The 15,246-nt window shown below is 54.0% G+C and carries 12 protein-coding genes; 1 reads left to right on the top strand and 11 read right to left on the bottom strand.

Annotation, left to right across the window (positions count from 1 at the left end):
• Positions 1-64 precede the first annotated feature (64 nt).
• From ACFQ2I_RS06050 to metH, 9 genes are all read right to left on the bottom strand, one after another.
• Positions 65-1,660: a serine/threonine-protein kinase gene (locus ACFQ2I_RS06050; RefSeq protein ID WP_377562783.1), complete on the bottom strand. Its 1,596-nt coding sequence runs from the start codon at positions 1,658-1,660 to the stop codon at positions 65-67.
• 105 nt (positions 1,661-1,765) lie between these two features.
• Positions 1,766-2,785 (bottom strand): SAM-dependent methyltransferase, encoded by a 1,020-nt coding sequence (locus tag ACFQ2I_RS06045; RefSeq protein WP_377562782.1) that lies wholly within the window; start codon positions 2,783-2,785, stop codon positions 1,766-1,768.
• Between the two features lies 1 nt (position 2,786).
• Positions 2,787-3,119: a cyclic-phosphate processing receiver domain-containing protein gene (locus ACFQ2I_RS06040; RefSeq protein ID WP_377562781.1), complete on the bottom strand. Its 333-nt coding sequence runs from the start codon at positions 3,117-3,119 to the stop codon at positions 2,787-2,789.
• Positions 3,120-3,160: 41 nt separating this feature from the next.
• The gene (locus ACFQ2I_RS06035; RefSeq protein ID WP_377562780.1) at positions 3,161-3,967 is read right to left on the bottom strand and encodes an Fpg/Nei family DNA glycosylase; all 807 of its coding nucleotides are present in this window, start codon (positions 3,965-3,967) and stop codon (positions 3,161-3,163) included.
• A gap of 30 nt (positions 3,968-3,997) precedes the next feature.
• Complete coding sequence (locus tag ACFQ2I_RS06030; protein WP_377562779.1) at positions 3,998-4,816, bottom strand: TIGR01457 family HAD-type hydrolase; 819 nt, start codon at positions 4,814-4,816, stop codon at positions 3,998-4,000.
• A 44-nt stretch (positions 4,817-4,860) separates the two neighbouring features.
• Positions 4,861-6,216 (bottom strand): ribonuclease H-like domain-containing protein, encoded by a 1,356-nt coding sequence (locus ACFQ2I_RS06025; RefSeq protein WP_377562778.1) that lies wholly within the window; start codon positions 6,214-6,216, stop codon positions 4,861-4,863.
• Positions 6,213-8,498, bottom strand: a complete 2,286-nt coding sequence (locus ACFQ2I_RS06020; RefSeq protein WP_377562777.1) for a DEAD/DEAH box helicase — start codon at positions 8,496-8,498, stop codon at positions 6,213-6,215. Before ACFQ2I_RS06020 ends, ACFQ2I_RS06025 begins: the two co-directional genes overlap by 4 nt.
• 128 nt (positions 8,499-8,626) lie before the next feature.
• The gene (rnz, locus tag ACFQ2I_RS06015) at positions 8,627-9,568 is read right to left on the bottom strand and encodes a ribonuclease Z (RefSeq protein WP_377562776.1); all 942 of its coding nucleotides are present in this window, start codon (positions 9,566-9,568) and stop codon (positions 8,627-8,629) included.
• A gap of 120 nt (positions 9,569-9,688) precedes the next feature.
• The gene (gene metH / locus ACFQ2I_RS06010; RefSeq protein WP_377562989.1) at positions 9,689-13,120 is read right to left on the bottom strand and encodes a methionine synthase; all 3,432 of its coding nucleotides are present in this window, start codon (positions 13,118-13,120) and stop codon (positions 9,689-9,691) included.
• A 152-nt stretch (positions 13,121-13,272) separates the two neighbouring features.
• On the opposite strand from metH, the gene ACFQ2I_RS06005 reads away from it, so the two are divergent.
• A complete protein-coding gene (locus ACFQ2I_RS06005) occupies positions 13,273-13,812 on the top strand; it encodes a 1,2-dihydroxy-3-keto-5-methylthiopentene dioxygenase (protein WP_377562775.1) in 540 nt (179 codons plus the stop codon).
• Between the two features lie 70 nt (positions 13,813-13,882).
• Here the strand turns inward: ACFQ2I_RS06005 and ACFQ2I_RS06000 are convergent, their stop codons facing one another.
• Both ACFQ2I_RS06000 and ACFQ2I_RS05995 read right to left on the bottom strand, forming a co-directional pair.
• Entirely contained in the window at positions 13,883-14,671 is a 789-nt protein-coding gene (locus ACFQ2I_RS06000) for an HAD family hydrolase (protein ID WP_377562774.1), read from the bottom strand.
• 21 nt (positions 14,672-14,692) lie between these two features.
• Positions 14,693-15,202, bottom strand: a complete 510-nt coding sequence (locus ACFQ2I_RS05995; protein ID WP_377562773.1) for a hypothetical protein — start codon at positions 15,200-15,202, stop codon at positions 14,693-14,695.
• Between the last annotated feature and the right edge of the window lie 44 nt (positions 15,203-15,246).

Below are 15,246 nucleotides of genomic sequence, written 5' to 3'. Positions count from 1 at the left end.
CATCATAATGAAGCCAATACGCAATTGCAAGTTGAATATCCTCATAATGGTAAATTGTGTCATTTCACTTCACGGTATTATTTCTTGCGAGAATCTGCTTTATGATCGTGATAATCGGCACCAGCCCCTTCTCCCATGCAGCGCGAACGGTCGGCCGTCCCATCAGCTCGTGCCGCGACCAGACGGCGTCAAGCATATCCTGCTGCGGCACGAGCGGGATAATGGCCGTAGGTTGTTCTGGGAATAATGTCAACCATTGGCTGCGACTGCGGAACTTTCCATCCTTATTGGCCGCCCAACTGACGACGCCACCGGATGCGCGCACATCCCGAGACAGCTTGACCGCCTGTGCCATTGCAGTTGCTTGCCACTTATATACGAATGGATCTGCGACGATGATCAGATGGCTGGAATCTCGAAGTAACGCTAATGCTTGCGGATCGCTCCAGCAGCTGGAGAAATCCACAATATGAATATCCGTTCGCTCTCTAGCGAGCATATCGCGAAAGTAGCACTCTTTATCAATACCGGTGTTCCCGCTAATCTCATACGGATGAAGGGCCAGCCATTGCACATGAGGTGAGCGCCCGCTAATAGCTTGATATGGCAGCTCCGACTGTAGAACAGATGATTCTTCGTTCACCTGAAGCAACTCATGCCACTCCGGACGGAGTAAAAAATGCTCCGCAGCCGCAACACGTACACTGGTTGCTCCCAAAAGACTAGCGAGCGCAAGGGACAATGTAGTGGCACCCGCTCCAGAAGCAAGTGATACAACGCTGATCAACACCGGCTGGGGCGCCAAGAGGGATTGGTCCTGCCTCCTGCTCGCCATGGCTTCTTCACCAGCTGTTCGTTCAGCTAACGCTTGAAGCTCTTCTCTTACTTCTGCCATCGAGCTATAGCGATGCTCCGGCTTCCTCTGCAGCATACGTTCCAGCGCCATCCGGAACGGCTTCGGAAGCTCTGAGCTATAAGCGGGATAACTGGCGATCGGCTGGTCAGCCGATAATATAGCAGGGGGCTTGCCCCCGGATACGAGATAGAACAGTACAGCTCCAAGACCATATATATCTGTCCGTGCATCGCTCTGTCCCCCGTTATTTTGCTCCGGAGCCGCGAAGCCTGCCGTGCCAAGTTGAATGGTGTCGCTAAGCTGCCCTTTCTTGAATGTTCTGGATATGCCGAAGTCGATTAGCTTAACGCGTCCTCTCTTGTCGATCATGACATTCGTGGGCTTCAAATCTCGGTGAATAATCGGCTGCCGCAGACTATGCAAGTAAACAAGAGCTGAGCTAAGCTGAAGTGCGAAGTCTAGCAGTTCGAGAAAAGAAAAGCGATAAGCGCGCAGAGTCCCAAACTCACTTGCTGTATGTCCATCGATGTATTCCATTACGATCATTTCCGGATCGCCGTCTTCGGCCTGGAAGTAATCTGATACGAACGGCAAGCATTCATGATTCAATCTCATCAGCGTTTCCGCTTCCTCCGAATATGGGCTTACTCCAGGCAGCAGTTGCTTCGCTACCTTGATTGCTCTAATGACGCCTCTCAGCTTCAGGTCCTGAACTGCGAATACGACCCCCATCCCTCCTCGACCGATGACACGCTCAATCCGATAACGTCCCTTCAGCACGTCGCCTCGTTGCCATGTCTTCATACTTCCCACTCCTCTCGCAATTAGACAAAAAAATCCCGACAACGCTTGCACATTCACGCAAGCGTTGCCGGGATGCTTTCCAGGCAATATTTATTGTTCATTATATCACTGCTTCTTCTGGAGTACCAAGGTTATTTCGTCACGGTTATGAAAAAGCTGCTTCGCGCTCATGACTTCGAAAGCTGAGCCTAGGCGTTCTCTCACTTCGCGAATCGTTCCCATCGGCTTACGATGCATCAGCTTTACAGTGATGACTGCAGTCGCATATGAGGCCAGTGCATCCTTCAAGTCCAGAATAAGCTTGGTCATCAAGATCGGGCTCCAACTCATATCGCATACGAGCAAATCGAATGAGCGAGGAGCAAGCGATAGATCGGCGGCATTCCGCTTCAAGTGTACAAGATGAGGATGATTGCGCAAGGAAGGATGCAGCTCGGCAGGATCGACTGCCGTGACCTGCAGGCCGCGCTCCAGCAGCAATGTAGTCCATCCTCCTGGAGCCGCACCGATATCTAGTGCTTGCCTGTAAGCCGTGTAATCCAATCCGAAAGTGCGTTCCGCCTCCAATAGCTTAAACTTCGCTCTGGATATCTGACCTTCCTCGCGCTTGAAGCGGATTGCTCCGCCCGGCCAGTCGGAGAGCATCTCGCATGGTGTTCCGAATCCCGCATACAGCGTCTCGTCAGCAGCGAAGACTGCGACGATCATCTCTGGATCCTGGACTGCCGGTTCGGCGCCGATTTCCTCCAGTACGGCATCCAGTACTGCTTTCGTGTCTGCGGCGGAGTAAGGATACGGCGATGAGTTGCTTCTGCGGATATGCACAGCAACCCTCCTGTTCTCCAGACGCAACCTGGACTGACGTATCATCTCCGACAATGCGCCGAGATCCTCTGCATTGCCATGAATGTCCATCTTGCGATCAACCGGTTGAATATGTCTTAAGAATATAGGTTCATGCTGGGCTATTGCAGCGTGCAGGTCATCCGGCGAGAGCTCACAGCGCATTAGAAATACTTCTCCCGGAAGCAACTGTACGAACCCGGCACCGCTCGCCAATCTTCGAAGCTCTTCCATCGCATATGGCGAATAGCCTTTATTCGCCGTTCCGATCCACTCGCTCAATTTATCTTCCTCTTTCATTATCATTTTCAAAATCCGACATCGGTCCATTGTATAGCTTGACATTGTCCGGTATGTGGGAGGAGAGCAGGTGATACATTTGAAGCTTGCCGGATACGCTTGACGTGTGCAGGTAGATCCGCTTCGGATACCTTCCGGTCTCTACCAGATGCCTTGCCACTTCGTAGCCCGTATCGTGCCCCCACCCCAGATCGTAGTCAAGTGACAGGATGTCGATATCCTCATGATCGATCAGCAGCTTGCATTCCTCCGCGCTTCGCGCAAGCACGAAGCCGCGCGGACAGCTTCGGTAGTCATCCAAATATACATGAATCACCGCTACTCCTCCTCCCCAATAAAACTCCGCCTATGCGTCGCTCATTGCTCAAGCTGGCATGAAAGGCATGCGTAAGCTTTGCGACCGGACACTAGCACCTTGCTGACAGTACCGTCGCATCGCTTGCAAGCTTCTGCTTCGCGCCCATATACTTGAAGACGCTCCCAGTAGCCACCCGACAAGCTGTCTTGGGCATGCATCGGCTGCTTCAATATGCCGCCATCCGCTATGGCCTCCTGCAGCACAGTCACGATCGCCCGATACAATTGTTCCCATAATTCGACACTCAGGCTATTCACTCGCACGTCGGGACGGATGCCCGCAGCGAACATGATTTCATCGCTGTATATCGCCCCGATTCCGGCAATTGTCTTCTGGTCCATCAGAGCGGCTTTCACGGAGCTGCGCTTCTTGGACAGACGATCGCGAAGCACGTCCCCGTTAAGGCCCTTGTCCAGCGGATCCAGACCATATCCTCGCAGCTGCTCTTCTACCGCTTTGACGCTCAGCAGTTGAATATCGCTCTTGTTCAGACCGTGTATGGCCAGCGTACGCTCGTCGCCGAAGCCGATCGTCAGCATAGCATTCTGGCATCCCTGCTCATCCGAAGCGCCGCTGAACAGATAGGATTTGTTCGACATATATAGAACTAGACGCTTGCCAATATCCAGATGGAAGACAAGGTGATTCGCTCTCCGCTCCACATACCAGACGGCGGAGCCAATGACTTCCTCCATACCGTTCCCGTCTAGCAGCTTGTCATTGATATTCCAGTCCGTTATCCGGGCGCCTGCATAGCGCTCTGCCAGCATCGCTCGATATAGGTATAGTTCCGGCAATTCATGCATCTGATATACGCACCCTTCCTGTCTCTACAATTATGATGTCGGTTGCAGGCGTTCCGAGATCATTGCAATCAGTTCGTTCATATTCTGGCAGATCATATCGGGTCTGCAGCCTGCCTTCTCAGCATACGATTCGTAATTTCCTTCGTTCGTAATTCCGGTGAGCACCAATATGGTGCCGCAGCCTGCAGCAACTCCTGCCGCTATATCGGTGGCCATATTGTCTCCGATTACCCAAGTCGCGGAAGCGTCAGCGCCTAGCTGGCGAAGCGCATAATCCATTAGCACCGGTGACGGCTTGCCGATAATGTGCGGCTTCGTACCGCTTGCCGCAGTCAGCATCGCGCTTATGGAGCCTGCACCCGGAATGAAGCCGTCAGTAGACGGGACCAGCTCATCCGGATTCGTCAATATATAATCGGCGCCGCCGCGGATGAAGGAAGCCGCAACCGATATTCGCTCGTATGTCAACTGCCTGTCGATCCCTTGCACGACGACATCCGGATGATCCTCCACAAGGCTTAGTCCCGCCTCGGCCAGAGCCGTCTTCAGTCCTTCTTCCCCAATGGCGAATACGGCGGCTCCGCGCCGCTGTGTAGCAATATGCTCCGCTGCCGCTTGAGCCGATGTGCACACATCGTTCGCTGTAGCCGGTATTCCCATACCGCACAGACGTGCAGCCACCGCCTCTGGTGTCGTCGAAGAGTTGTTCGTCACGAATCGGTAAGGCAATTCCGCCTGCTGCAGGCAGAGAATAAGCCGATCCGCATCCGGAATAGGATGTATACCGTGATACATCGTTCCGTCAAGATCGATGAGCAGCCCTTTCATCGCACGTATGGAATCTGTCATTGTATTCAACCTCATTACTGTGTATAGATGATTCATTCATATATTTACCCGCTGTGCGCAGCGCTGCGTTGAAGCTTGCGCTTCAGACGCTCTACGCGCACTTGCAGTGCTTCCAGCTCTTGTCGCCGCTTCTTATCGCGGATAGCCATTCCCATATAACGTTCAGCCCGGCCCAGCGCATCCTTCGCATAGTGCAGAGCGCATTCGACATCCTTCAACCGGTGCTCGTAATGCATGGACAGTTCAACACATGCTTGCTGACGCGATGCGCAGTAGCCGGTCTCGCTTTCCATTCGCGAACAGGCCCTCTGCCACAATACCACAGCTCTTTGCCAATTGCCAGCTTTCTTGTCGCGCGAAGCAAGCCTATTCAGCGTAGCCGCTTCCGCTTGAGGATGTCCCGCAACCTTCTCGTAAAGTTCCGCCGACAATTCCTCTCTCCCCATCTTCTCCAGCCACAGCCCCGTCCGAACCAGCTCTTCCGGGTGATCGGGATAAGGAATCCGGGTGAATATGACTTCCTCCAGCAGCTGCCCGAACCGGATGGACAGGCAGGCTAGCGACATCAGATCCCATTCGTTATGCTTGAATACGCCTTCCAACGGGATCGGATCACCATCTGACAAGTATTGAAAATACAGCTGGGGCGCAAGCGAGCCCGGCACATCCTCGCTCCGATAGATGCCTAGCCGCTCCTCTTCCACATGACTGAGCCTGCAGGACTGCAGCGTATTGCGCCAGATAGAGCGGGACGGGTGCAGGAAGTCGAGGTGAAGCGGCTCCCACAGCCCCCTGTGCAAGCCGTTCATGACCATTCGGCTTTGCAGAAGCGGCCAATCGAATGTCTTCCCATTATATGTCGCCAGGTATGTGAAATCTCTCAGCTTTTCCACCAAATAATGCAACATCGCATATTCTTCCGCCGGATGCCTGATCATCATCTGCTCCGTTATGAAGCCTGTCTCTTCCAAGTAAGCAATGCCGACCATAAACGCCAAATTGCCTGCGCCCGCGCCAAGTCCTGTCGTCTCCAGATCCAGATACAAAATATTCCCTGCCTGAGGCGCTTCTTCCGAGGGATGGAATGAAGACAATCCAGGTGCAGATCCTATCAGTTCGCCCAATGCGTGCGTCCCGTGGTGAAAGCGATGCGAATGAAGCTTGCGCCTGAGCAGGAAGCTGCCCTGTTCCGTCTCGCACATGGCTACGCCAAAGCTGGACCATCCGGGATGAAGCCGCTCTTCCTTCTCATCCGAATCCGAAAGTGTGTATTGATCGTCCAGTGTGGCTTCTCCTGCTGCACCTTCCGCAGCTTGATCGATCAGTTGGGCCGTGTCTGTTCCCGTCTCTCCGCTCTTCTCGCCCCGCAGACGATTCATTCTTTCGCGCAAGCTGCTCATACGCGTCCCTCCGTCCCATCCAGCAGACGAAGCGCGAGTTGCTTGCCTGTTAGGCCGACCTCTTCAATCGGTCCGACGCAAGCGGGACATCCGCTCACACAGCCACAGCCGCGCACCAGCCCTTTCGCGCGTTCCATCAATTCGTCATGTACTTGGTACAGCCGTTCGCTTAATCCAATGCCTCCCGGATAGCGGTCATAGAAGTAGATCGTCGGCCTCTCTGTCAGAATCGCCTTCACCTGCGGCACGACGCGAATATCGAACGGATCACACATCAAGTAGAGCGGCGCGATGTGGACGAGCACATTGGCAATGCCGAGCAGTGCGAACTGCATCTCATTCCTGCTCATCGATCCGGCTTCCTCGTCGCTGAAGGAGAACCAGTAGCTGCTCGTATGCAGCTCCTCCTCCGGCAAGTGAATCGGACCGGAACCGACGTTCTCGTGGGTGCGAAGCCGGATTTTTTTGAATATGGTCGCCTTCGCATTCACCGTCACCTCTCCATATTGACGCAACAGAGCGCCGGACTGCTTCTCCTGGTCCACATGCAGCACCTTCAGCTCTACGGCGAGATTCGCATCCGTATAATAATCGACGTCAACCTGCCGCACATAAGCCTTCTTCTCGTCGTAGTCCAGCTTCTCCACCTGATACTGCACCCCTTCATGAATATAGATCGCCTCTTCATGAATAAGCGTCGGTGCGCTGAATCGGTCCACTTCGCCCAGTACGCGGCTTCCGCTGGTCATATCGATGATGACAAAGTTCTCCTGCGCTGCGGTCCGCAGAGATATATTGTGAGCGGGGAAGCTTTGCTGCATCCAATGCCAGCGCTCTCCCGCCTTATGCACAACCTTCTCCTCCATTAGAAATTCCATCATATCCTCAACGCTTTCGGAACCGAACGTGTCTCCTCGCTGGAAAGGCAGCTCATAAGCCGCACACTTCACATGATCGATCTGAATCAGCAGGTTATCGGGATGAATAAGCGCGCGTTCCGGCGGACGATTGAAGAAGAAGTCGGGGTTCTGCACGATATACTGATCTAACGGATTGCTGCTCGCCACGATAAAGGTAACGGAGCTCTCCTGCCGTCTGCCCGCCCGACCGGACTGCTGCCAGGTGCTGGCGATCGTGCCGGGATAGCCGTTCAGCACGCATGCCTGCAGCTGACCGATATCGATACCCAGCTCCAGCGCATTCGTGCTGACAACCCCTCTTATCTCCCCGCTTCGCAGTCCCCGCTCGATCTCCCGCCGCAGCTTCGGCAGATAACCGCCGCGATAACCTCTGATGCTCCTCTGGTCAAGCTTGTCGCGAATCATATCCTGTAGGTAAGTAAGCAGCAGCTCGACGCGAACTCTGCTTCTGGCGAATACGATCGTCTGCACACCTTGCTTCAGCAGCATGGCGGCAAGCTTGCGGGTCTCCAGGACGCTGGAGCGACGGATGCCAAGCTGCTTATTGACGACGGGCGGATTATAGAAGATGATATGCTTCTCCCCTACGGGGGCGCCATTGCGGTCCACGAGCGATACGCTCTCGCCGATTAGCCGCTCCGCATGCTCCTTGGGATTGTCGATCGTCGCAGATGCGCAGATGAATTGCGGGCTGGAGCCGTAGAAGCGGCATATCCGCTTCAGCCGGCGGATGACATTCGCCACGTGACTGCCGAATACGCCACGATAGGCATGCACCTCGTCGATGACGATATACTTCACATTCTCGAACAGCTTCACCCACTTCGTATGATGGGGAAGTATAGCGGAGTGAAGCATGTCGGGATTAGTCACGACGATATGACCCGCATTGCGGATAGCCGTGCGCACATTAGGCGGCGTATCGCCGTCATACGTATGTGTCTTGATGACCGCGTCCATCAGATCGGCAAGCTGCTGCAGCTCCGCAACTTGATCCTGCGCCAGCGCCTTGGTCGGGAACATATAGAGCGCTCTGCCCTCCCCATTCTCCAGCAAGCTCTGCAGCACCGGCAAGTTGTAGCACAGCGTCTTGCCGGAAGCAGTCGGCGTTACCGTCACGACGTGACGGCCGCTTCGCACCTCGCGATAAGCGTCCCCCTGATGGGTGTACAGCTCACCGATGCCCTTCGCAACGAGGGCCTGTCGCAATTCTTCATGCAAGTCGGCTGGCAGAGGGGTCGTGGCCGCCGTCCGCGGCGGCAGCGTACGCCAATGCGTCACATTGTCCATAACCTCCTCGTTCGCCTTCAGTTCTCCGAGCCAATCCTCGAGCGTCTCCGCCCTGCCTGTCCAGCGGTTCATTCCTGTCACCTCTCACCGTAAGCAAGCCAGGGCAACGACCTTGCCCCAGCTTTCCTTGTATGTGTCCCTTTATTGTACAGAATACACGTTCGTGCTGCAATTGCTAATTGTTGCAACTGAACGTCAGCTTATCCCATCTTGCGCCTCTCCACCTCGAAGACGGCAAAATCGGTGGCGACGTCCGCCGACGGGAACAAGCTCGCGGCTTCCTCCCGAAGCCCGGACAGATCCTCCAGACTGTACCTGCCGCTGAAGTGAGTCATAATTAGACGTCTCGCGCCGGCCTCCTTCGCTGTTCTCGCCGCATCCATCGTCGTGCTGTGGCCGAAAGCTCTCGCCTTCTCTTCCATGCCGGCGGCGAAGGTCGCTTCATGCACGAGCAGATCCGCTCCTTCGGCCAACTTGACAGCATTGGCGCATGGACTCGTGTCGCCCAATATCGTGACGATTCTGCCGACCAGCTTCCCGTCAATGACATCGGTGGGCCGTACGATCGTGCCATCCTGCAGCGTGACAGTCTCCCCCCGCTTCAGCTTCCCGTAGAGCGGCCCCTTCGGTACACCAAGCGCCTCCAGCTTCCCGGTCAGAAGCCGTCCCGGCGCATCCGGCTCTATCACCCTGTATCCGAAGCAAGGAATGCGATGCTCCAGCGGAGCGGCTACAAGCTTGCATCCATCCTCTTCATAGAGGATGCCAGTGCACCCCTCATCCAACTCTTCGATGATCAGCTCATAATCAAGCACTGTACCCGTCAGCTTGAACGTCGTCTCGATGTAAGCGCGGATGCCCCTCGGGCCGAATAATCGTAACGGATCCACGCCGCCGTCGAACGAGCGGCTGCTCAGCAGGCCGGGCAGGCCATATAGATGATCCCCATGCAGATGGGTAATGCAGACGACGCTTAGCTTGCTTAGCTTGAGCGGAAGCTGCATCAACATATGCTGCGCGGCTTCACCGGCGTCGAACAGCCACCAGCTGCACGCCGGCTCTGGCAGCTGCAGGGCTGCCGCCGTTACATTGCGTGTTTTGTTCGGTCTTCCGGCTCCCGTCCCCAGAAACGTTAGCTTCATAGCTGGCTCCCTCTTTCCTCTTACCGCCTTCTTGCACAACGAGCCTTCCGGAATCCGTCAACGGATAACGCCGGAAGGCTCTTACTGCTAAGCTTAAGCTTTGCAATTATCGGAACATGCTCATGCTTTGTCTACATTGAAATATTGCGCTTCCGGATGGGCGAACACCATGGCGGACACCGATGCTTCCGGCTCCATCATGAATCCCTCCGTCAACTCCACGCCGATATCCTCGGGCTTCAATAGCTCGAACAACGGGCCTTGATCCTCCAGATCGGGACAAGCCGGGTAGCCGAAGGATACGCGGATGCCTTGGTAACGAGCACCTAGCCGCTGCTTCATCGTCATCTCCGGCGGATCGGGATAGCCGCACTGATCCCGCATCATATGGTGGACGCGCTCGGCCAGACCTTCCGCCACTTCCAGCGCAATCGCCTGCAGCGCATGGGAACGCAGATAATCTCCGCTATCCTTCCACTTGCCGGCGAGATCGCGAATGCCTTCGCCTGCCGTCACGACCAGGAATCCGACATAATCCATCATACCGCTGTCCACTGACTTCAAGAAGTCCGCAAGGCACAGATGAGGCTCCACTTGCTGGCGTGGGAACGTGAATCGCTTAATTTCCTTGGCATGGTCCGCCGGATCGTAGATGATGACGGAATTGCCGTCGGATTGCGCCGGGAAGAACCGGTACATGCCATGTGCCCGAATGAACCCTTCCGCAATGCCTTGCTTCAATATATCATCCACCGTCTCCTTCAGATGGATCGCCTTATCATTCCCTTCGGCAATCAGCTTCTCCACGGTCCCCTTCACGCCCAGGTGATGACCCAACAGCATCTGCATGTTCACGTAAGGGATAATTTGAGGGATCGGCACGTTGCGCAAGATGTGACGCTCAAGATCAGGCGGCGTGAATATCGGCGCATCCTTGGATATGTTGGATCTTACCGCGCGCGTCAGCTTCGGCATCGGCTTCGCGACAATCTCTTCGGCGGCGCCGGATGCCTTGAAGGCTGCCATCTCCTCCTCCAGCCGCTTCCGGTGGTCGGGATCCATCAGCTTGTTCGCAATGTCCAGACCGTCCATCGCGTCCTTGGCATAGAGCACTAGTCCGTCATATTCCGGACCGATTCTTGTCTTCGTGAATTTGCGAGTCAGCGCTGCGCCGCCCACGAGAATAGGGGCGTCGATTCCGGCGTTGCGCATATCCTGTGCGGTTACGACCATTTGCTGTGCGGATTTAACCAGCAAGCCGGACAAGCCGATGGCGTCAGCCTTCTCTTGCCGGTATGCCTCAATCAACTGCTCCGGTGGCACCTTGATGCCCAGATTAATAATTTTGTACCCGTTGTTGGACAGGATAATCTCGACGAGGTTTTTCCCGATATCGTGCACGTCGCCCTTCACGGTAGCGAGAATAATTTTCCCCTTCACTGAGGATTCCGTCTTCTCCATGAATTGCTCCAGATGGGAGACGGATGCTTTCATGACCTCCGCGCTTTGCAGCACCTCGGCAACGATAAGTTCATTGTTATTGAACAGCCTCCCCACTTCCTCCATGCCAGTCATGAGGGGGCCGTTAATCACTTCAAGCGGCGTATACTTCATTAGCGCTTCATCCAGATCAGCCACGAGGCCTTCCTTCGTTCCTTCGACGACGTAAGATGCAAGACGCTCCTCCAGCGATAGATTGGAGATCTTCTCCTTCTTCTCCACTTTCTTGTGCCGGAACGCCGCAACGAATGCAGCCAGTGTATCGTCACATGTGTTGTATATCAACTCTTCCGCCAGCTTGCGTTCATCTTCCGGAATGGAAGCATATCGCTCCAGCTTCTCCGTATTGACAATCGCGTAATCCAGCCCTGCCTTCGTCGCATGATATAGATAGACGGAATTGAGCACTTCCCTACCGGCATCCGGCAAGCCGAACGAGATGTTGCTCAGGCCGAGAATCGTCTTCGTACGGGGATACTTCTCCTTAATCATCCGGATGCCTTCCAGCGTCTCCACGGCGGAACCGATATATTGCGGATCGCCTGAGCCGACAGGGAACATGTTAGGATCAAATATAATATCCGCTTCATTCAGACCATACTTGTTCACAAGCAAATCGTATGCGCGATCGGCCACTTCCATCTTCGCTTGGCGGGATACCGCCTGCCCGCGCTCGTCAATAAGAATCATTACGACAGCCGCGCCGTACTGATGAATTAACGGAACGATCTGCTGGAACTTCGATTCCCCGTCCTCCAGGTTAATGGAGTTAATGATCGCCTTGCCTTGCGAATACTTCAAACCCAACTCGATAATATGATCGTACGTGGAGTCAAGCATTATCGGAGCTTTAATCTTCTTCACGACCTGCGGAAGGAATTGATGAACTGCATACGCTTCATCAATGTCCGTATCCTGCAAGTTGATGTCGATGACATGCGCGCCACCCTTCACCTGCGCCCTCGCAATCTCTGACGCCTCGTCGAAGCTGCCTTCCTTAATAAGGCGCTTGAACTTGCGCGAACCAGATATGTTCGTCCGCTCGCCGATCATAATCGGACGATTGTCATCCTCGATGAACACCGTCTCAATACCGGATACTGCATCGGGGTGAGTGCCGACTTGCTTACGAGGGGCGTAACGAGCCATCGTCTCCGCCATGACGCGGATATGCTCCGGTGTCGTGCCACAGCAGCCTCCTGCAATGTTCAGCCAACCCTTCTCGGCAAAATCCGACAACTTGTGCGCCAGCGATTCCGGCGATTCATGATAGTGACCGTTCTCGTCCGGCAGCCCCGCATTGGGATAACAGCTGACGGCCGTGCCGGCAATCTCGCTAAGCGTCCGGACGTGATCACGCATGAACTCCGGTCCCGTTGCACAGTTAAGTCCTACTGAGATCGGTTTCAAGTGCTCCAGGGAAATATAGAACGATTCGATCGTCTGTCCTGCCAATGTCGTACCCATCGGCTCGATCGTACCTGATATCATAATCGGAAGCTCTTTGCCCAGCGTCTGGAAAGCCTTGCGTATACCGATACTGCCAGCCTTCACATTCAGCGTATCCTGTGATGTCTCCAGTAGAAGTGCGTCGACATCTCCTTCGATAAGCGCCACAGCCTGCTCATAATAGCTGTCAACAAGCTGATCGAAAGTCACTCCACCCGTTACCGACAATGTCTTGGTCGTGGGCCCCAGCGCGCCGGCCACAAAGCGTGGTTTGTTTGGCGTACTGTATTTGTCAGCTGCTTCCCTGGCCAGCTTCGCGGCAGCGAGATTGATTTCTCTCGCTTTCTCCGGTATATCATAATCTTCCAGAACGATACTGGTAGCTCCGAAAGTGTTCGTCTCCAGTATGTCCGCTCCTGCTTCCAAATATTGTTCGTGAATGCTCCTAATGACGTCTGGTCGCGTAAGTACGAGCATCTCGTTGCAGCCGTCCAGCTCTGCTCCGCCGAAGTCGTCCTCGCTCAAGTTCGCCTGTTGTATCATAGTGCCCATGGCGCCGTCCAATATGAGAATGCGCTCTTGAAGCAATTGCTGTAAAGTCATTGTTGACACGATACTTACACCCTTCCCGAATTCATTACACCATAGTTTATCAGAATCGCTGTTTTCTGAAAAGAAAGAACGAATCGACAATTAAAGTCATTTGCATTATAATCATTATATCATTTAATTTCTATTGGAAAAGAGGGAATGACATGGCAGAGGTAAGAATTCGTAACACAGACGAGCGGATCTCCGGCGAGGAAAAGGTACGCGCATTCCTGGATAGCCAAGAAGTGCTGTATGAGCATTGGGATGCCAACAAGCTTCCGCAAGAGCTTCAAAATAAATTCGTCCTTAACGACGAAGAGAAGGAACAAATTCTGAAAACGTACGATGCTGAAATTCGTGACCTGGCTGCTCGCCGTGGCTATCTCACATGGGACATCGTCGCATTGTCCGACGCGACGCCGAATCTGGAAGAACTGCTCAAGAAATTCGAAAATGTACATACGCACACGGAAGACGAAGTGCGTGCCATTACTGCCGGTCGCGGAATCTTCATAATTAAAGGCACTGATGATGTGGGTTATTTCGATGTCGAGCTGGAAGCGGGAGACGTCATCTCCGTTCCGGAGAACAAACCTCACTTCTTCACCCTTATGGACAACCGTCAAATCGTTGCTGTCCGATTGTTCATTGAGACGGAAGGCTGGATCGCTCATTCCTATTCCGACCCGCAATTCAACAAGTAATGCATGAGAAATGAGACAAGCCCCTCGCAACGCCTATCGCGTTTGTGAGGGGCTTGTCTTGTATCTGCCGTTAATGCTCCAGCAGGCGGAGCAATTCCTCAAGATGCGTTATTTCGTAAGTAGGAATGATGTCCTCGTTGCGCTTGACGCCATGGCGATTGATCCATACGGAAGTCATGCCGATCGTATTCGCGCCCTGTATATCCGTCGTTAACTTGTCGCCAACCATAATGCCGTGAACGGGCTCAATGCCGAGCTTGTCTAGCGCATGCCGGAAGATGGATGCAGCTGGTTTGCCTTCGCCGAATTCGCCTGAGATGATGATATGATCGAAGTAAGGCACCAATTCAGGCACACCGTCCAGTTTCTCCTTCTGCAGATCTGGCGATCCATTCGTCAGGAGCAACAGCTTGTACTTGCCCTTGAGCGCGTCCAGCACGCGGAACGTCTCCTCATACACGATAGGACGCGAACGCCGTTCAGCGGGGAAGCGCTCGGCAAGCTCCGCACCCAGCTGATCATCCTCCACGCCAAGCGCTTTCAGTCCCTGTGTCCATGCCGCTTTCCGATAGCCGGGAGCCAGCTGCTGTAGCTTGCGGAATTCCTCCTGCTCTCCCGCGGCGAAGTGTGCCCAGAGCCCCTCGAACGGATTAATGCCGATCATCTTCGAGAATGAGTATGTCTCATACGATTCGTACAGCGCTCTTGCTTCCTTGCGAACGGCTTCCTCCAGCGCCTCGGCATCTACGCCCGCAGCCTCTGCACCCGCCTCGCATGTCGCCCGGAAAGCCTCCTTCACACTGCGTTCATCCCATAACAATGTATCGTCCAAATCAAATAATACAGCTTGCTTGACCATCGGTATCCAATCTCTCCTATTCTATTGTTTCTCTGAAAATGGGATATTGTGCTTAGCGGCAAACTCCTTCATCTTCCCCGCCATCTCATCGGTGGGGTAACGATTAATCAGCTTGGTGAATGTCCAGTTGGCGCCTTTCACCGGTGTAATCATAATTGCCCCTCGCTGAACGGCAATCTGCTTGATGCCGGATGCTTGAAGCATCTTGTCACCTGTAAACCGACGCGTCTGCACATAGTCCTTGCCGATTGTCAGGTAAGGCTTGCGGAAGTAGAACAGAGCCGCCAACCCAATGTACAAGACTACGGTAACCCAGAACATCGTCGTTGCTTCAAACTTCGGATCGTTCCACATCACGACACAGTATAAGGTAACAAATAGAAGAAGCATAACAGGAGCCATATAGTTGCGACCAACAAAGCGCTCCTTTTGTTCGGAGCCGATTACTGTTCCGCCTTTGCCTTGCTTCTTCTGCTGCTTATTCAGGTGACTCATGTTTTTGCGCACTTTGCGCTCCCAAGAACGTGACACGCTATATTCCTCCTATAGTAGGCGTTTCTTTCGCACTTTTTTGC

The sequence above is a fragment of the Paenibacillus chungangensis genome (assembly GCF_042675905.1).
GTDB classification, from domain to species: domain Bacteria; phylum Bacillota; class Bacilli; order Paenibacillales; family Paenibacillaceae; genus Pristimantibacillus; species Pristimantibacillus chungangensis.
Note: the sequence above shows the minus strand (reverse complement) of the source record. Positions and strands in the feature narration are given on the sequence as shown.

Coding starts and splice junctions, on each gene's coding strand:
- metH (WP_377562989.1), bottom strand. CDS start 13,120: ATGACTTTACAGCAATTGCTTCAAGAGCGCATTCTCATATTGGACGGC.
- ACFQ2I_RS06000 (WP_377562774.1), bottom strand. CDS start 14,671: ATGGTCAAGCAAGCTGTATTATTTGATTTGGACGATACATTGTTATGG.
- ACFQ2I_RS06050 (WP_377562783.1), bottom strand. CDS start 1,660: ATGAAGACATGGCAACGAGGCGACGTGCTGAAGGGACGTTATCGGATT.
- ACFQ2I_RS06020 (WP_377562777.1), bottom strand. CDS start 8,498: ATGAACCGCTGGACAGGCAGGGCGGAGACGCTCGAGGATTGGCTCGGA.
- ACFQ2I_RS06025 (WP_377562778.1), bottom strand. CDS start 6,216: ATGAGCAGCTTGCGCGAAAGAATGAATCGTCTGCGGGGCGAGAAGAGC.
- ACFQ2I_RS06035 (WP_377562780.1), bottom strand. CDS start 3,967: ATGCATGAATTGCCGGAACTATACCTATATCGAGCGATGCTGGCAGAG.
- rnz (WP_377562776.1), bottom strand. CDS start 9,568: ATGAAGCTAACGTTTCTGGGGACGGGAGCCGGAAGACCGAACAAAACA.
- ACFQ2I_RS06005 (WP_377562775.1), top strand. CDS start 13,273: ATGGCAGAGGTAAGAATTCGTAACACAGACGAGCGGATCTCCGGCGAG.
- ACFQ2I_RS06030 (WP_377562779.1), bottom strand. CDS start 4,816: ATGACAGATTCCATACGTGCGATGAAAGGGCTGCTCATCGATCTTGAC.